Source organism: Chryseobacterium sediminis (assembly GCF_008386505.1).
GTDB lineage: Bacteria > Bacteroidota > Bacteroidia > Flavobacteriales > Weeksellaceae > Chryseobacterium > Chryseobacterium sediminis.
The window spans coordinates 1,562,254-1,580,681 of record NZ_VUNZ01000001.1 but is presented as its reverse complement, the minus strand read 5'-3'; the positions used below and the strand labels follow the sequence as shown (position 1 = coordinate 1,580,681).

Annotated in this window: 18 protein-coding genes; 14 read left to right on the top strand and 4 right to left on the bottom strand. The window is 36.9% G+C overall.

Features of this window, described 5'->3' with window-relative positions:
• The first annotated feature begins 485 nt into the window (after nt 1-485).
• The 10 genes from FW780_RS07220 (at nt 486) to FW780_RS07175 (ending at nt 10,953) form a co-directional block, all read left to right on the top strand.
• Nucleotides 486-1,418 (top strand): ring-cleaving dioxygenase, encoded by a 933-nt coding sequence (locus FW780_RS07220; protein ID WP_149832874.1) that lies wholly within the window; start codon nt 486-488, stop codon nt 1,416-1,418.
• A gap of 60 nt (nt 1,419-1,478) precedes the next feature.
• Nucleotides 1,479-1,775, top strand: coding sequence for a GNAT family N-acetyltransferase (locus FW780_RS07215; protein WP_047433770.1), 297 nt, complete (start codon nt 1,479-1,481; stop codon nt 1,773-1,775).
• Nucleotides 1,776-1,985: 210 nt separating this feature from the next.
• Entirely contained in the window at nt 1,986-2,939 is a 954-nt protein-coding gene (locus tag FW780_RS07210) for a ring-cleaving dioxygenase (RefSeq protein WP_149832873.1), read from the top strand.
• Between the two features lie 5 nt (nt 2,940-2,944).
• Entirely contained in the window at nt 2,945-3,565 is a 621-nt protein-coding gene (locus tag FW780_RS07205) for an alpha/beta hydrolase (RefSeq protein WP_149832872.1), read from the top strand.
• A gap of 249 nt (nt 3,566-3,814) precedes the next feature.
• Complete coding sequence (locus FW780_RS07200) at nt 3,815-5,425, top strand: Na+/H+ antiporter (RefSeq protein ID WP_149832871.1); 1,611 nt, start codon at nt 3,815-3,817, stop codon at nt 5,423-5,425.
• 156 nt (nt 5,426-5,581) lie between these two features.
• Entirely contained in the window at nt 5,582-5,893 is a 312-nt protein-coding gene (locus FW780_RS07195; protein WP_149832870.1) for a hypothetical protein, read from the top strand.
• A gap of 10 nt (nt 5,894-5,903) precedes the next feature.
• Nucleotides 5,904-6,488 (top strand): Crp/Fnr family transcriptional regulator, encoded by a 585-nt coding sequence (locus FW780_RS07190; protein WP_149832869.1) that lies wholly within the window; start codon nt 5,904-5,906, stop codon nt 6,486-6,488.
• Nucleotides 6,489-6,806: 318 nt separating this feature from the next.
• Nucleotides 6,807-7,682: a pirin family protein gene (locus FW780_RS07185; protein WP_149832868.1), complete on the top strand. Its 876-nt coding sequence runs from the start codon at nt 6,807-6,809 to the stop codon at nt 7,680-7,682.
• Between the two features lie 33 nt (nt 7,683-7,715).
• A complete protein-coding gene (locus FW780_RS07180) occupies nt 7,716-8,423 on the top strand; it encodes a M17 family peptidase N-terminal domain-containing protein (protein WP_149832867.1) in 708 nt (235 codons plus the stop codon).
• Nucleotides 8,424-8,826: 403 nt separating this feature from the next.
• Nucleotides 8,827-10,953, top strand: a complete 2,127-nt coding sequence (locus tag FW780_RS07175) for a type IA DNA topoisomerase (RefSeq protein ID WP_149832866.1) — start codon at nt 8,827-8,829, stop codon at nt 10,951-10,953.
• 275 nt (nt 10,954-11,228) lie between these two features.
• Here FW780_RS07175 and FW780_RS07170 read toward each other — a convergent pair whose 3' ends face one another.
• The 3 genes from FW780_RS07170 to FW780_RS07160 form a co-directional block, all read right to left on the bottom strand.
• On the bottom strand, nt 11,229-11,729 hold the full coding sequence (locus FW780_RS07170; RefSeq protein WP_149832865.1) for a hypothetical protein: 501 nt from the start codon (nt 11,727-11,729) through the stop codon (nt 11,229-11,231).
• 210 nt (nt 11,730-11,939) lie between these two features.
• Nucleotides 11,940-12,794: a helix-turn-helix domain-containing protein gene (locus tag FW780_RS07165; protein WP_149832864.1), complete on the bottom strand. Its 855-nt coding sequence runs from the start codon at nt 12,792-12,794 to the stop codon at nt 11,940-11,942.
• A 338-nt stretch (nt 12,795-13,132) separates the two neighbouring features.
• Nucleotides 13,133-13,555 carry a hypothetical protein gene (locus tag FW780_RS07160; protein WP_149832863.1) on the bottom strand — a complete coding sequence of 141 codons (423 nt, stop codon included), beginning with the start codon at nt 13,553-13,555 and terminating at the stop codon, nt 13,133-13,135.
• A 150-nt stretch (nt 13,556-13,705) separates the two neighbouring features.
• Here FW780_RS07160 and FW780_RS07155 point away from each other — a divergent pair, with 150 nt between their 5' ends.
• Nucleotides 13,706-14,128: a PaaI family thioesterase gene (locus FW780_RS07155; protein WP_047388081.1), complete on the top strand. Its 423-nt coding sequence runs from the start codon at nt 13,706-13,708 to the stop codon at nt 14,126-14,128.
• Nucleotides 14,129-14,246: 118 nt separating this feature from the next.
• Complete coding sequence (locus tag FW780_RS07150; protein WP_105680840.1) at nt 14,247-14,591, top strand: phage holin family protein; 345 nt, start codon at nt 14,247-14,249, stop codon at nt 14,589-14,591.
• Nucleotides 14,592-14,648: 57 nt separating this feature from the next.
• Here the strand turns inward: FW780_RS07150 and FW780_RS07145 are convergent, their stop codons facing one another.
• Nucleotides 14,649-14,903, bottom strand: a complete 255-nt coding sequence (locus tag FW780_RS07145) for a hypothetical protein (protein WP_149832862.1) — start codon at nt 14,901-14,903, stop codon at nt 14,649-14,651.
• 276 nt (nt 14,904-15,179) lie between these two features.
• Between FW780_RS07145 and FW780_RS07140 the strand changes: the two genes are divergently transcribed.
• Nucleotides 15,180-17,174, top strand: coding sequence for a S9 family peptidase (locus tag FW780_RS07140; protein ID WP_149832861.1), 1,995 nt, complete (start codon nt 15,180-15,182; stop codon nt 17,172-17,174).
• A 154-nt stretch (nt 17,175-17,328) separates the two neighbouring features.
• Nucleotides 17,329-17,820, top strand: a complete 492-nt coding sequence (locus FW780_RS07135; protein ID WP_149832860.1) for a DNA-deoxyinosine glycosylase — start codon at nt 17,329-17,331, stop codon at nt 17,818-17,820.
• Nucleotides 17,821-18,428 lie beyond the last annotated feature (608 nt).

Sequence of the window (18,428 nt, the reverse complement as noted above, 5' to 3'; positions counted from 1 at the left end):
TTCCTGAATACGGTTGCAAATATATAATTTAATTTTTATTAGTCCACTAAAAATGTAGACATTTTAAATATTAATTTATTGTTAATGATTTAATATGTTGTTTGTCAGTATTTTGTAGTGTAATAACTCATTCATTTATTTTAATTTTAAAAACGATTTTAATGCCTTTTATTTCAAAAAATATTGAAAATATCACTTATTTGTTATTGCTGAAAATGTAATATAAATTGAAATTTATGAGAATTAAATAATTTTTATATTGTTAAAAATAAATTAGGTAGAAATTTATTCTGATGCATTTTTATTTTGTAGATTATTTATAAACCCTAAGTTATTTACTTGCTTGAATTCCCATTACATCTGTGAATTTTAAATCTTATTATTATCAGATCAACGGGAAGAGATCATTGATTATTTTTATTTATTAAACTAGTTAAATGTGCAGCATTTCTGTTCACTGTAATTTAGCATAAAAATTAAAGACAATGGACAATAGAATATTAGGTCTGCATCATATTACTGCAATAGCAGACAATGCTAAAAGAAATTTGGATTTTTATACTCAAGTTTTAGGAGTAAGACTGGTGAAAAAAACAGTAAACTTTGACGATCCGGGAACGTATCATTTCTATTTTGGGAATGAAAACGGAACACCGGGAACGATCCTTACTTTTTTTCCATGGGAAGGAATTGGTAAAGGAAACAACGGAAGCGGAATGGCTACCCATATAGGATACTCAGTGCCCAAAGGAAGCCTTGAATTCTGGAAAAACCGTCTACAAAGCTTTAATGTAAACGCAGAAGAAGGCGAAATATTTGGTGAAAAGATGATCTCTTTTAAAGATCCGGACGGGCTTCAGTTACAGTTTATAGAACCTGCAGGTGAAGACAGCAGAAAAGTATGGACAACAGATGATATCAAAGATGAAAATGCGTTGAAAGGTTTCCATAATGTAACATTAACCTTAAGAAAAGCAGATCCTACTATCAAAGTTCTGACCGATGTTTTAGGATACGATTTGCAGAAACAGGAAGGAGAAAGATACAGATTTGCTACTGATGCAATTGATACAGCTAATCTTATAGATATTATTGAAAATGATACCATTCCTGCCGGAAGAAATGCTGCCGGAACCAATCACCACATTGCATTCAGGGTAAAGGATGACAACGTTCTGATGGAATATCGTGAGAAAGCATTATCTGCAGGATTGAGTATCACTCCAAAGATCAACAGGGATTATTTCTATTCATTATATTTCCGTGAACCGGGAGGAGTTTTGTTTGAAATTGCAACCGATAATCCTGGCTTCACTGTAGATGAACCTTTGAATGAATTGGGAACCAACCTGAAGCTTCCTGCACAGTACGAAGGAATGCGTGAGAAAATAGAAGGAGTACTTCCGAACTTATCATAGATCATCGGTCAGCTTTGATAAAGATGCTAATTTTGAATCAAGATTTAAAAAACAAAGAAAATGGAAAGAACAGAAATAGTTTTAGAAGGCAGAAAAGGAGAAATCCAGCTTTTCTCAGATGATCATAAAGCAGGTAAAATGGATATTTCAGTCATTGGTAAAAAACTGACGGTTTATCATACTGAAGTAAATCCGGAATACGAAGGAAAAGGCTTTGCTAAAATCTTACTGGAAAGACTGGTTTCCTACGCAAGAGAAAACGATTTAAAGATTCTGCCGTTGTGTCCGTATGTTCACGCACAGTTCAAACGTCATCCGGAAGAATATAATGATGTTTGGTTAAAGGAAGAACTCTAATGGGTTTGAGAGTCGGGTTTCGGGATGCGGGTTTTCGAGATTCGAGTTTGAGAGCCGGAGGGTAAGAGAGTAAGAGGGTTTGAGAGTCTCGGGCTAAAAAAAAGAAGTGAAAAAAAAGATGAATAAAGCTACGCTCGAAATTATCAACTCGAATCCCGAATCTCGAAATCTCGCTTCCCATCATAATAACCAATTAACAATTTCAACACAATGAAACTTATCACAGGACTGCATCATGTAACGGCAATTACTGGCAATGCACAGGAAAATATAGATTTTTATACCGGAGTTTTAGGACTTCGTCTGGTCAAAAAAACGGTCAATTTTGATTACTCGGATGTTTATCATTTTTATTTCGGGGACGAATATGGAACACCGGGGACGATCATGACTACTTTTCCGTATGGTAAAGATTTGATCAATGGCAGACATGGTAAAGGAATGCTCAATACAACTGCATTTTCAGTTTCTATAGAAGCTTTGGATTATTGGATGAACCGTTTGGAACAATTCAATATTCCTTTCAAACAGCCACAGCAAAGATTTTCTGATGAAGTTTTTATTTATCTTGAAGATTTTGACGGCTTAGGTTTGGAGTTGGTTTTTAATGATAAAGATGAGAGAAAAGGGTATTACAATGGTTATATTCCTAAAGATTATGCCGTTAAAGGAATTCATCATGTGGAAATCTGGCAGGATGCTTATGAAAGAACAGCCGCTCTTCTGACCACTCAGATGGATCATAAAGTGATTAAAGAAACCCCTGACAGATTGAGATTGGGGACAGACAATTTGCCTGGGAAATATGTGGATCTGCTTTCTGTACCCAGTGCATTGAAAGGATTGGCAGGAAGAGGAACTGTTCATCATGTGGCTTTTGCCACGCCGGATGCAGCATCTCAGCTTGAAATGGTAAAACGGTTAAATGCATACGGATTGGAACATACTGAAGTGAAGGACAGAAAATATTTTACCTCAGTTTATTTTAAAGAACCGGGAGGTGTTTTATTTGAAATTGCAACTTCAGGTCCCGGATTCGATGTAGATGAAGAAGCCGCATTTTTAGGAGAAGATCTGCAGTTGCCGCCACAGTTTGAAAAAAGGAGAGAACGTCTGACAGAAGTTCTACCCGCAATTAATTATCCAACAGAAAAATTCAGATAGAAATAATGAGTCATATTTTAAATATAAAAACAGCAGGAATTCCGTTGAGTCAGGCAGAAAAAGCTTTGATCATGGTTCACGGACGTGGAGGAAGCGCTCAGGACATTCTGAGTTTATCTCAGCATTTGAATGTAAAAGATTACGCTTTATTAGCCCCGCAGGCTTTGAATCATACCTGGTATCCATTTTCATTCATAGCGCCCGTGGATCAGAACGAACCGTGGCTGTCATCAGCCCTTGAAATGCTTGAAGAAACAGTAAAAGCGGCTGTAAATGCAGGAATTAAACCAGAGAATATATTCTTTTTCGGATTTTCTCAGGGTGCCTGTCTTACCTTGGAATTTCTAGCCCGTAATGCTCAGAAGTTCGGTGGGGCAGCAGCCATTATTGGAGGAGTAATAGGAGATAAGATCAATAGTGAAAATTATAAAGGAGACTTTGCCGGAACTCCCGTTTTTCTGGGAACAAGCAATCCTGACTTTCATGTTCCTGTAGAAAGAGTATATGCTACAGCCAATATTTTAAGAGAAATGAACGCTGAGGTAACAGAAAAAGTGTATGCTAATTTCGGACATTCTATTAATGAGGAAGAAATTGAATTGGCTAATTCAATACTTTTTAAATAAGTATTTTAACTTTAAAATTATTTGTAATTTTTGATGATCCTTCAAGTGTTTAAGTAATGTTGAGATTCCTACGGAATGACAAAGTGAACGGATAGATAAAGCGTAATATTTGTCATTCCGTAGGAATCTAAATAAATTAATGAACATTCAATTAGGAGTGGGATTTAGCCCGCTTTACAAAAAACAAAAATAGCTGGCCTTAGCCAAAACCTGAATAACCAGAATCTGAAATCTAACTTCTGAAAAACTATGCACGAACAACTACTTTTAATACTGGGACTTTTATTACTCGTCATGATGCTGGTCATGCTGGCACAACGGATTAAGATTGCTTATCCTATCTTTCTGGTGCTTGCCGGATTAGGAATTAGTTTTATTCCGGGAGTTCCTGTTTTAAAGCTGGATCCTGATATTATATTTCTAATTTTTCTACCACCACTTTTATATGAAGCAGCCTGGTATACTTCATGGAATGATTTCTGGAAATGGAAACGTCCTATTAGTCTGCTGGCTTTTGGTCTGGTATTTCTGACCTCTCTGGTAGTTGCCTATACTTCACAGATGCTGATTCCCGGATTTACACTGGCATTAGGGTTTTTATTGGGAGGAATTGTTTCTCCACCAGATGCTGTTGCTGCTACGACAGTCCTAAAAGGATTGAAAGTTCCAAAACGTACCCTTGCTATACTGGAAGGGGAAAGTCTGATTAATGATGCCTCTTCACTGATTGTTTTCAGATTTGCGCTGGCCGCAGTGATGACAGGAGCTTTTTCAATGCATGAAGCAACAGGACAGTTTTTTCTGGTAGCAGGGATGGGAATTGTAATAGGAATTGCAGGGGCTCATATTTTTTACGCCATTCATAGGTTTTTACCTACTACACCGGCCATTGATGCTGCCATTACAGTAATTACACCTTATATTCTGTTTCTCTCTGCAGAACATTTTCATTTTTCGGGAGTAATGGCTGTAGTGAGCGGAGGTTTATTTATGTCTTTCCGCGCTCATGAAATTTTTAAAACAGGAACCACAAGAATCAACATGACAGGAGTCTGGAATACCCTGATTTTTGTAATGAATGCTTTGGTATTTGTATTAATAGGTCTTGAACTTCCGGATATCATTAATGGATTGGGTGAAATTTCATTAATGGAAGGAATCAAATATGGTTTAATTATAAGTTTGATCGTTATTGTAGTACGTCTGTTATGGATTTATCCTGTGGCTCATATCCCAAGATGGTTGAGTGAAAAAGCCCGCCGTGACCCAAGCCCGGGATGGAAAAATCCTTTAATTATTGGATGGGCAGGAATGAGAGGCGTGGTTTCTTTGGCAACAGCCCTGTCAATTCCGGTCATGATGAATACTCAGGCAGAATTTCCCATGAGAAACCTCATCATTTTTATCACATTTGTTGTCATTTTTGTGACATTGGTATTTCAGGGATTGACACTGTCATTGGTAATTAAATTGACAAAAATTCAGGAAATTGACCCCATTCTTCCTTCTCATGAACAGCAGGCCGGAATTCAAATGAGACTGGATAAACTTGCCGTTCAAAAACTTGATAAAGAATATAATGAATTGGTGAACAGCAATAGTCTGCTTGAAAACTTTAAAAAAGCTTTGGAAACTGATATCAAACTTCACCAGAATCATCTAAACTCTTTGGAAATGTGTACTAACAGAAGAAATGATATGGTAGAATATCACAAGGTGATGCTGGATATATTTGCCCTGCAGAGAAAAGAACTGTTTCAGATGAAACGTGAAAAACGATTCAGTGAAGACGAGATAAGAAAAGCAGAATCCCAGCTTGATCTGAACGAACTGAAAATTACAGGAAATAAACATTTGTAAGATAATGCGGGATGCGAGTTTGAGGGTCGGAGGGTTTGAGTGTATTAGAGTAATTTTACCTCTCTATACACTTTTTGTCATTCCGTAGGAATCTCCACTTTATTCAAACACTATAAACCTTTAACCTTGAATTTTAAACCTTAAACCCTGAACAAAATGAAAACATTACATTTTTTAGTCATTGGAAAGAATCAGGAAATTCTCGAGACTTTAAAAAGAATTATAGAAAATAATGAAGGCTGGGCTGCCGAAATACAAAGTGATGAAAATTTCTGCTATGAATATATACGAGACAACACAGTAGATATTGTTCTTTTAAGTTCAGGCCTTGAGGAAGATTTTGAAAAAGATATTAAAATATTTTGCGCTGATTTACATAAAGATGTTAAAGTGATAGAACATTACGGAGGAGGAAGTGGACTTTTAAAGAACGAAGTTTACAGTCTTTTTCCTAATTTGCAGGGGTAAACCTGACATTATGTTTGAAAATATCATCAAAAATATTACCCGATTTATCTCAATCACCCCCGAAGAAGAAAAAACATTTACAGATCTGTTGTCATGCCAGTCGTTTCCCAAAAAAACAGTTTTACTGAGAGAAGGAGAGATCTGCCAGTTTGAAGGCTATATTCAAAAAGGATGCCTGAGAATGTACTGTCTGGATGATAATGGTACAGAAGTCACTTTACTGTTTGCTATTGAAGACTGGTGGATCAGTGATATTGCCTCTTTTCAGGAGCAGAAACCTTCAAAAGTGTATATTGAAACCTTGGAAGATTCGGAAATCTATATGCTGAATCCTGCAACCAAAGAAAAACTACTAAAGGAAGTCCCTAAATTTGAAAGAGTATTCAGAATGCTGGTTCAGAGAAACCTTTCTACATTGCAGAGCCGATTGGTAAATACCATTTCCAAGACCGCATCAGACAGATATCTTGAGTTTGTAAAAGTATATCCTTCAATCCCGCAAAGAGTAGCACAATACTATATTGCTTCCTATCTTGGTGTTTCAAAAGAATTTGTAAGTACCATCAGAAAACGCCTTGCTTCAAAAGAGAAATAATCTTTAGGTTTTAATAACTTTCTTTTTTATTTTTTCAATTCAAAAATAAATACTGATGAATGCAACGGCGGGATTTCTACAGAATGACAACTGTATGCAGAAAGAAAGCGTATTATTTGTCATTCCGTAGGAATCTAAAACATAATTATTCTTAAATATTCTTGACTCCCTAAGAAGTTCAAATATAATCTTACTGCCGGATACTTTTGTATCCGGCATTTTTTTGCTACAAAAGCTATTTATTAAACTAGTTAAATGTGCAGGTTTTCCGGTCTCCCTAAATTTGTACTATCAAACAAGAACAAATAACAATCTGATATGGACAGAAAAGATTTTTTAAAGAAAGGATTATTGGGAACAGGAATGTTTGTAGCATCAGCTTCTCTTGCAAACGCTATGAAAAATGACATTGATGAGATCGAACCATTAGAACCCATCGGATACAATCATCTTCCTAATACAGAATCAAAGATAAAAGAAAACTCTGTCATTCACAGAGCAGACTCAAGAGGGAAAGCAGACCACGGATGGCTATTAAGCCAGCACACTTTCAGTTTTGCCAATTATTATAATCCTGAAAGAATGCACTTTGGAGTCCTGAGAGTCCTGAATGACGATAAAGTGGAAGCAGGAAGAGGTTTCGGAACACATCCTCACGACAATATGGAAATCATCAGTATTCCTTTGGAAGGCGATCTTGAACATAAGGACAGCATGGGAAATACAGCAGTAATAAGAAGCGGAGATATTCAGGTAATGAGTGCAGGAACCGGAATTATGCACAGCGAGTTCAATAAAAACAGTGATAAACTTGTGAAATTCCTTCAGATCTGGATCTATCCGAAAAAAAGAAATGTTACGCCAAGATATGACCAGATTACTTTAGACAAAACAAAAAGCCACAATCAGTTTCAACAGATACTTTCTCCAAATTCCGATGACGAAGGAGTATGGATTCATCAGGACGCATGGTTTCATCTGGGAACTTTTGATCAGAATACAGAAACCCATTATCAGATCAGAAAAAAAGGAAACGGGATCTATATTTTCATTCTTAAAGGAAGCGCAGAAATAGGCGGAGAGACTTTGGCAGAACGAGATGGATTCGGAGTATGGGATATTCAGGATATCAATATTAAAGCACTTAAAGAAGGTACAGAAATCCTTATAATGGACGTGCCAATGACACTTTAAGGAATTATCATCAGCCAAAACAACATTAAAATCATGAAAAATAACGCAATCAGATTATACATCATTTTAGGTCTGTTCTTTTCAACACTATACTTAGCACAGACTACTACAGCCATTGGAATTTCCAAAATATGGGGAACCGTAGACGGAATCTCCATGGTAGGATTGGTACAAGGACCATCTTCTGCTGATGCCCAACTTCAGGTAGCCTGTGTCTTTGAATATACAGAAGGAGACATCTTCAATGCTCAGGCTTTACCCGCTAAATTGAACGGATTGGTTCACTTGGATGAAGCTTTAAAAGGAGAACTAACCAATATTAGAAAAGCAGGACAGTTTCAAGGACATTCTTTAGAAACCCTTTTAATTATGCCCCCTTCCGGATCTATGTCTGCGAAAAAATTATTGTTAATCGGTTTAGGTGACCGTAATAAATTCACTCCTGATTTAATGATTTCCGTAGGAGAAGTAGCAGCCCGTGAAGCCATGAGATTAGGCGTTACCAATTTTGCTTTCGCCAGTGATTTGAAAGATGCAGGAATAGATTCTCCAACCGCTTTGGTAGCAGGAAATGTAGTAAGAGGAATTGTACTTGCCAACCGTTCTGAAAATTACCTGAAAGAACACAAACTATCCACCACAAAAAAATTAGAAAAAGTATACCTTCTGGCCGGCCCTGCCTTCTTTGAAACCGCAGGTGGAGGGATTTCCGATGCCATTTTAGAAGCTCAAAAGAAATAATGAACCTAGTTTCATTACATTGTTGATTCGGCCTCCTTTTTTAAGGGGGCTTTTTGCAAAAAATATGTATCAGTTTATTTAAACGCAAAGATTTAATATATTTTTTTAAAAAAATTCTAAGACAGCAAAGGTGAAATCAATTTCATTGATTTTTTTCTAAGCTTATGAATTATCTTTTCGCTTCATCAGCGACTTACTCGCATTTTCTTTGCCTCCTAAATAAATAATAGAATTCAATCATCTTTGCATTTAAATAAACTGATGATATACATTGTAAAACTTTACATTTCTACAATACAGAGCCTAATTCCTTCTCTTTCAACTCTAAGTCTTCAATCTTCAACTAAATTTGAAAAGTCAAAAAAAATCACGATTTTTGCATTCCTTCAATAAACCCGAGTTCATGAAATTATGTATTGCCGAGAAACCCAGTGTTGCCAGAGATATCGCTAAAGTATTGGGCGCTACCATGCCTAAGCAAGGCTATATGGAAGGGAACGGCTATTGCGTGACATGGACGTTCGGACACCTTTGTACGTTGAAAGAACCTCACGATTACGGTCCTCAGTTCAAATCCTGGAATCTTTTTTCACTGCCGATTATTCCTAACAGTTTTGGAATCAAGCTGATCCCGAATAAAGGCGTTGAAAATCAGTTTAAAGTCATTGAAAGATTGGTGGAAGAATGTGATGAGGTCATTAACTGTGGGGATGCCGGGCAGGAGGGAGAACTCATTCAGCGTTGGGTATTGCAGAAGGCAAAATGTAACAAACCCATCCAGCGTTTATGGATTTCTTCATTGACGGAAGATGCCATTAAAGAAGGTTTTGCGAGTTTAAAGCCTGCAGAAGATTATAAAAATCTCTATCTGGCCGGAAATGCCAGAGCCATTGGAGACTGGTTATTGGGAATCAATGCCACCAGACTTTTTACCAAGAAATTTGGTGGAAATAAAGCCGTTCTTTCCATTGGAAGGGTACAAACTCCCACATTAGCCATGCTGGTGCAGCGTCAGAAAGAAATTGATGCTTTTACCACAGAAGAATATTGGGAACTTAAAACCAAATACCGTGACGTTCTTTTCAGTGCAGCGATTGATCGTTTAAAAACATTGGAACGAGCAGAAAAAGGACTGGAATACCTTAAAGTCAATCCATTTGAAATCGTTTCTTTTGAAATTAAAGAAGGGAAAGAAAAAAATCCACGACTTTTCGACTTGACCGGACTTCAGGTAGAAGCCAATAAAAAATATGGATATTCAGCGGAAAATACGTTGAATTATATCCAGAGTCTGTATGAAAAGAAGCACGTAACCTATCCGCGTGTTGATACCACCTATCTATCTGAAAGTTTATATCCGAAAATAACAGGGATTCTTCAGAAAATGTACCCTTATCAGGATCTGATTGCTCCGTTATTAGAAGCTCCGATTCCAAAATCCAAAGCCGTTTTCGACGATACCAAAGTTACCGATCACCATGCGATCATTCCTACGGAAATTCCACCTTCCCAGAATCTGAGCAGGGAAGAAAAGTTGATCTATGATCTGATTGCCAAACGTTTCATTGCTGTATTCTATCCGGAATGTAAAATTTCAAATACTTTGGTAGAAGGGAAAGTAGGAACAATTCCTTTCAAAACCAGTGGAAGACAAGTTCTTGAAGCAGGATGGAGAGCCGTTTATGCCAAAGAACCCAAAGAAGAAACTACTGATAAGGACAAAGAAAAAGAAGAAGAACAAACGATCCCTGAATTTATTGTAGGAGAAACCGGACCACACGATCCGATGATTCACCAGGGGAAAACAACGCCTCCAAAACCTTACACGGAAGCAACACTGCTGAGAGCAATGGAAACAGCCGGAAAACAGGTTGAAGACGAAGAGCTGCGTGAAATGCTGAAAAACAACGGTATCGGAAGACCTTCCACCCGTGCAAACATTATTGAAACCCTTTTCAAAAGAAAATACATCGAGAAAAAAAGGAAAAACCTCATCGCTACCCAAACCGGAATTCAGTTGATCGATACCATCGAAGACGAACTTTTAAAAAGTCCGGAACTTACAGGTGAATGGGAATCAAAACTTCGTAAAATTGAAAAAGGTGAGTATGAAGCCAATCTTTTCAAAGAAGAACTGATTCAGATGGTGACCGAACTTACCGAGAAAGTAGTGTACGGAAAAGGAAAAGTGATTACCCTTCAGGAAGAAGAGAAAGAAGAAGTAAAGGAGAAGAAAAAAAGAGAACCTGCACAGAAAAAAGAACTTCAGTCCTGGGAAGAAACAAAATGTCCGAAATGTAAAGAACACAACCTCATCAAAGGAAAAACAGCCGTAGGATGTTCCGATTTCAAAAATTGTGGATTCAAAATCACCTTTGAAATTTTCGGTAAAAAATTATCAGATAAACAGCTTTTAGACCTTGTATTAAAAGGAAAAACTTCAAAGTTAAAAGGCTTTACCACCCATCCGGAAGCTATTACAGAAGGTGTTTTGACGTTGAGTAACGATTTTCAGACTCAACTTAGCTAATATTTCAGAGATAAAAAAAGAACTGCACACAGATAGATGATCCATTTTTCGACATTGCCATATTTTATCGGAGATAAAATCTTCGCGCCTTAAATATACAACTCGGAAAACATTTTGCGCCTTTGCGTTTTCCAACAATCTTCTGACTTTTAATTTACACCGAGATTCCTAAGGAATGACAAACTGTACGGATAAACTAAGCGTTGTATTTGTCATTCCGTAGGAATCCAACCTTATTTTCTATACTTTCACAATCTTTATCATAAAAAAATACATTACTGAAGACGTGAAACTTCAACATTCTCTTTTTTCTGCTTCATAAACTGAAAGATGGATCCAATCACGAAAAGCAGGAAAATGACAAGAAGAGTCTGACCGATTATTGGGTCTTTGATATCTTTGGCTAAAGGATGTCCAATGGGAACTCTTGTAAAAGTCTCATTAATGGTTGGAACAAGGGACAGGAAAAAGCTGAATGACAGCAAAAAATTCTCAAAATATCTGGCTTTCCTGCTTTCCTTTTTACTAGAGAAAAGAAAATAGGCAACAGAGATTAAAACAATGATAAATAAAGAGAATACATGCCCTGCATTGAACCCTCCGGCTTTGGAGATCCCTAACGCTGAAAGTGATGTGATGAGTGTAGCATAAAAATAGACCTTTCCGGATAGATGAGCCATATTAATCTTACCATATCTGATATATCCGATAATGGCACCGGCAAGAGCGCTTATACCAATGATGGTATGAAAAATTCCTAAAACTGATAGATTCATATTGATGTTATTTTAAATGTATTAAGCTTCTTATTCTTTTTTGCTTTTACAGCACCAGAATGGGAAAATTATTCCCTGAAACTTATAGTACAAAGTTGCGGTAGAATCACAGAAATGATTTTGTGATTTCGTTCAAGAATTTGATATTTTGGTTCAACAAAAATTCCTTATTGAAATAGAGAAATGCGTGGGTATAAAATAAGTATCAAATTATTTCCCTTTCTTTTCCTGACGGTAATTTGAGGGCGTTACATGAAATTTATCGCTGAAGTTTTTTGTAAAAGTCGCCAGATCATTAAATCCACAGTCAAATGCAATATCCGTAATTCGTTCATCAGATATTAAAAGCAATTCGGCGGCTTTTTCCAGTTTTTTGTTTCTTATATAGTTGGCGGGAGTATCGTCATAGAGTTTTGCGAATTCTCTTTTGAAGGATGATATACTCAGGTTGTTTTTTTCTGCAAGTTGTTCAATGGTGAGCTGTGAAAATAAATTTGCTTCAATAATTTGTTTAAAAGAATAAGTTGTTGGAGAAAAAAGTTGAGACAAAATCAATTGAATGGCATTTGCATTCTGTGATTGGGCCAGCAATAGCATAATTTCTTTTAGCTTAAGAATTAATATATCTTCATTAATGAGCGATGGATTTTCAAAGTAAAAAAGCAATCCTTCTACATATTTTTGAATCAGAAAATCATTATTTATTTTCTCACTGGATTGATTGGAAACTATATGGGCAGGCCTTTGCAGTAAGGAAGGTAACTCTCTGTCGTAAATTTTTTTCAAAATATCCGGGTAGAAGGTAACAATCACCACCTGACAGTTACTTTCTAAATTTGAATTTTGAATATGCTTTCCCGAGTTGATACAGTTAAGAAACAGGGAATAATTGGCAGGGACGTCAAATTCCTGCTCATCTGTTTTATATTGAAACGCTCCTTTAATCACATACAGAAAACACGCTTGCTCCGAAACCGGAAAATCATATCTGAATGGCCCTTTCATATCAATTTTCTGTATCAGGGTCTTTCCAAATAATTCATATTTTTTGTAATCATTCAGCATGATGGATGAGTTTCGTTTTGAAGTAAATCAGGTGAAAGTTAATTAATTTTTTCTGTAAATAACGAGTCAACAGCAAATATACACAGTCATTCTTTAAAAAGCTTAATTTACACATTTTAGATTCTATGGAATGAGAAGTATGGCACTTGGTTTATCCACACAGTTTGTCATTCCGAAGGAATCCAGCTATAGTTTCACCATTATTATCTTAATACAAATACCCCAGCTGAGGGCGTAAAAATTCCCCTCTTCCGGAGGGGTGGCGAAAATTCAGAGAATTTTTGACGGGGTGGTCAGTATGCAATAGTAAACTATTTTGTGCCTTTGCCAGCAATTCTCTACCGAAACAATTTCTCATGCCAGCCGCTAATATCACTTGCAATCTCATCATGATGTTTGCATAAAATCACAGCCAGTTCCAGTTCCGATCTTTCAGATTTGTAGGGATTTACAGTAAGATAACCAAAGAAATTTCCATCCTGATCAACGATTGCCGGAGGATAAGCTCCATATTCATTCCATGGAGAGTAGGTGCTGTGGCGACTTCCATAATTTCCATATGAATTCCAGATTGATTTTGAACTGAATACATTTCCATAATCACTAAACTTGTTCCAGATCGAATTCTTATCAAATTTGTCACAGTTTAAGCAACCCAGATATTGATCCTGATCTGCACCGCCATATAAATGCAGGGTCTGTGCCTGGAAACTGGAGCCGGCAATTAAACCTAAAAATTGAAAAAACCTCTTTAAACCCATAATAAAGCTTTCCTGCAAATCTAACCTTTTGAACTGAAAAATTTTAATTATTACTGAACAAACAAAAATTCCTGCAGTTGGAAATTTTTACTCTTTTAATTCTTTACTATTTAAATCAATCTTTAAATTTACATGCAAATTCAAAAAATAATGACACCAGAGAAAAGAAAACTCATCACAGACAGCTTCAACCGTTCGGAAACTTTACAGTTCTATAAAGCAGAGCTGCTGGAAGTAGAAACCGACTTTATATCCATGAAGATTCCTAAAATGGAAATGATGACCAGAAAAGCAGGAATGTTCAACGGGGCTATGATTGCTTCTCTTGTGGATGTTTCGTCAGGATATGCAGCGGTAAGTCATTATGCAGAAGATTGTTATGTGGTAACCGTTGAGTTGAAAGTGAACTATCTTCGTCCTGCGATGGGGGATGCTTTGGTTTCAAAATCCTATGTCATTAAAGGCGGAGGGAAAATCATTGTGGTAAGAACGGAAATCTATGTTCAGAGTGAAAATTCTGATTCAGAAAGTCACGTAGCGACCTCATTGGTCACCATGATGAAAATTAAATAACAAATTAAAAGGAGTAACTGGGAAAATATTCCTTAAATAAAGGATTTCAAGGAATTCTTTTTTTTGAAATGGAATAGCTTTTGCTCCATATCCCCCATAAACATTAAAAAATATCACAATGAACTTAATTATCCGACTATTTGTAACAGCAATTGTTGCTTATCTTTTAACCAAAATTCTACCGGGAGTACATTTTGAAGGGTTTTCTTCAGCCATTATCTTTGCAATTGTGTTGGGAGTTCTCAATATATTTGTAAAGCCAATTTTAAGCCTATTTGGGCTGCCGTTAACGATCCTTACTTTAGGATTCTTTGCTTTGGTAATCAATGCCGGAATTATTCTGATTGCAGACTATTTCATAGATAGTATGGTGGTAGACGGTTTTTGGTGGGCATTTATCTTCAGTATCCTGCTGTCCATTGTGACTTCTCTGGCGAATTCAATGTTCTCAGATGGAGAGTAAATTATAAAATAGATCATATCATAAAATAGGCTGCCCATTTAGGCAGCCTATTATTTTTTAACAATTCTTTTTGATCCATTTTATGCAGTCTTCATAAGTTCGTTTCTGGTTGTCTGTTTTCGTATAAGGTGCATTAATGGGTTCGTTCTCAGCAATCTTTTCCATAATTTGTTCAAGGGTTCTGCCTGCAAAATTGACTCTCGTTTCTTTGATAGATCCATACTTGAAATGACCTTCATGTACATGCCAAAGATTAGCTGCACCTGCGTCTACACGCGTTGCTTTAAAATTACCTGTGTCTGGTGTACTCATAATGTAAAATTTTAATGGGTTGGTTACTTATTTTATCGGACGTCTGATGATGTAAAATTCAGTATTTGAAGCAGACAGTGGTACAGGGAAAATCCCCATATTCAAAAAATAGGTGTTTTCCCGGAAATGTACTTTACAGGATAAAAAGAATTTTAATGTTAATTCTTTCGTCCGTTTTTATTTTAAATATTAACTTTGGCAATCTTTGAGTTTAATAAAAGGAAAGTACGAAATCAGCAGGATTCCGTATATCCGTTAAAAAATGAATATCAACATATGAAACTTAAGTACAGTCTGCTGGCCTTGGCAGCTCCGCTTTTAATGAATGCACAACAAGTAATGACACCTGAAATTCTTTGGACTTTGAAAAAAGTTGGGGTACAGGCTGTTTCACCGGATCAGGGTTCCCTTATCTATAAAGTAGGACAAGTGGACCTGAAAACAGAAAAAACAAAAAATGAGAACTATTTTCTGAATGTTCTTAATAATCAGTCTTCCAAAATTGATTTCGGTAAGAAAGCCCTTATTCAGTGGGATAAAAACGGAATCTATGCTCAGGAAGGTGATAAAATCTATCTTTCTAAAGATGCAGGGAAAACCTGGACAGAATTTTATACCATTGGTGAAGCTGATAATGTTGTCATTTCTCCGGATGGGAAGAAAATTGCTTTCAGCAAGCAGGTATTGGTAGAGAAAGTGATGGGGAAAGATAAATTTGCTGATACTCCTAAAACTACCGCTCAGGTGTACACAGATCTTAACCACAGACACTGGGATTATTTCAATGAAGGAAAATACAACCATGTATTTGTAGTGAATACTTCTGACAAAGCAGAATCAGCTAAAGACCTGCTGGAAGGAAAAATGTGGGACTCTCCTCAGAGACCTTTCGGAGGTGCTGAAGACTTTATCTGGAGTGCAGATTCTGCACAGCTTTTATATGTTACAAAACCTAAAAGTGGAAAAGAGTATTCTACAAGTACCAATACAGATATCTTTGCTTACGATTTAGCATCAGGTACAACCAAAAACCTTACAGAATCTAATAAAGGATATGATGTAAACCCTAAATTCAGTCCGGATGGAAAATCTCTGATCTGGCAGAGTATGGCCAGAGACGGGTATGAAGCAGATAAGAATGATGTGAAAATCATGGATTGGAAGTCTGGAAAAACAACCAATCTGACGGCAGGTTGGGACGAAAGTGTTTCAGGAGATGTACTTTGGGGAGCAGATTCAAAAACAATCTACTTTACAGCAGCATTCAGAGGAACAAAACAACTTTTTGCCTTAGATTCAAAATCAGCAAAAGTACAGCAGATAACGAAGGGAGATTTTGACGTAAACGAGATCTTTACAGACAATAAAACTTCACTTTTAGTAGGAAGAACAGACGTAAATCATGCAACAGAAATATTCTCTGTAAACGTTAAAAACGGAGAAATGAAGCAGGTGACTGAAGCTAACAAAGAAACATATGCTAAATTAGCTCAAGGGAAATCTGAACTTAAGATGGTGAAAACGTCAGACGGTAAAGAAATGGGAGTGTGGTTCCACTACCCGCCAAACTTTGATCCGAACAAAAAATATCCTACTTTGGTGTATTGCCAGGGAGGACCGCAATCTGCTTTAACGCAATATTTCAGCGTAAGATGGAACTTTGCTCTGATGACGGCTAACGATTATATCGTGGTAGCTCCAAACAGAAGAGGTATGCCAGGCTGGGGAACAAAATGGAATGAAGAAATTTCAAGAGACTGGGGTGGACAGCCGATGAGAGATTATCTGGCAGCTACAGATTTTGCGAAGACTTTACCATACGTAGATGGTGACAGAGTAGCAGCTGTAGGAGCAAGCTACGGAGGATACAGCGTATTTATGCTGGCAGGAATTCATGAAAACAGATTCAAAACGTTCATTGCTCATGATGGATTATTTGATATGAAATCATGGTATCTTACTACTGAAGAGCTTTGGTTCGCAAACTGGGATCTTGGTTCACCATGGGAAAAGCCACAACCAAGAGCTTACACAGAATTCAATCCAAGTAATTTTGTAGATAAATGGAACAAGCCTATCATGATCGTTCAGGGGGGAATTGATTTCCGTGTTCCTTACGAGCAGGGGCAGGAAGCTTTCCAGGCTGCAAAATTAAAAGGATTAAAATCTAAATTGGTTTACTTCCCGAACGAAAACCACTGGGTACTTCATCCACAAAACGGATTGGTATGGCAGAGAGAATTCTTCGATTGGTTGAAAGAAACTTTATAAGACAAATAAAATATCAAATAAATAATAGCGGGCTATTATCCTGAGCGTAGACGAAGGAAGCCCGCTTTTTTTATGCCTAAAAACCTTGAAAGATCATATTTCTTAACCTGCTTAATCAGCATAATCTGCGCGAAATAAATCTCTATATTTGAATATGCAAAACCGGATTTCCTCATTTCAACCCCTTATTAATGCTCAGTCTCAAATTATCATTTTAGGCTCAATTCCCGGAGTAAAATCACTGGAAAAGCAGCAGTATTATGCCCATCCCCAGAACAAATTCTGGAAAATCATCTTTGAATTGCTGAATGAAGAATTTACCGAAGATTATACTCAAAGAATCGAAACATTAAAGAAATATCACATTGCCCTCTGGGACGTCATTGATTCCTGTGAGAGAAAAGGAAGCCTGGATTCTGAAATCAAAAATGAAGAAGCCAATCAGATTGCTGAATTGCTGGAAGAACATCCAGCCGTGAAAGCTATTTTCTGTAATGGAGGAAAATCTTATAAAAATTTACAAAAGCTATTGGGGAAAAATTATAAATTACCCATTTTTCTATTGCCTTCTACAAGTCCGCTTCATACGGTTTCCTTTGAAAAGAAATTGGGAGAGTGGAAGAGGATTTTGGAGTTTTTGGGATGAGTTTAGGGGTTCGTGATTCGGGTTTGAGAGTCAGAGAGTTTGAAGGTTTTGTAAGCTTATAGATTCCTGCGGAATGACAAACAGAACGCTTTATCTACCCATACACCTTGTCACTCCGTAGGAGTCTCAGCATTGTACATAATTTTCGGTGATGAATCTTGGATTTTTAGAATAAGTTGCGGGTTTGAGAGTGGGAGAGTTTTAGGGTTTGTAAGCTTATAGATTCCTGCGGAATGACAAACAGAACGCTTTATCTACCCATACACCTTGTCACTCCGTAGGAGTCTCAGCATTGTACATAATTTTCGGTGATGAATCTTGGATTTTTAGAATAAGTTGCGGGTTTGAGAGTGGGAGAGTTTTAGGGTTTGTAAGCTTATAGATTCCTGCGGAATGACAAACAGAACGCTTTATCTACCCATACACCTTGTCACTCCGTAGGAGTCTCAGCATTGTACATAATTTTCGGTGATGAATCTTGGATTTTTAGAATAAGTTGCGGGTTTGAGAGTGGGAGAGTTTGAGGGTTTGTAAGTGTATAGATTCCTACGAAATGACAAACAGAACGCTTTATCTATCCATACACCTTGTCACTCCGTAGGAGTCTC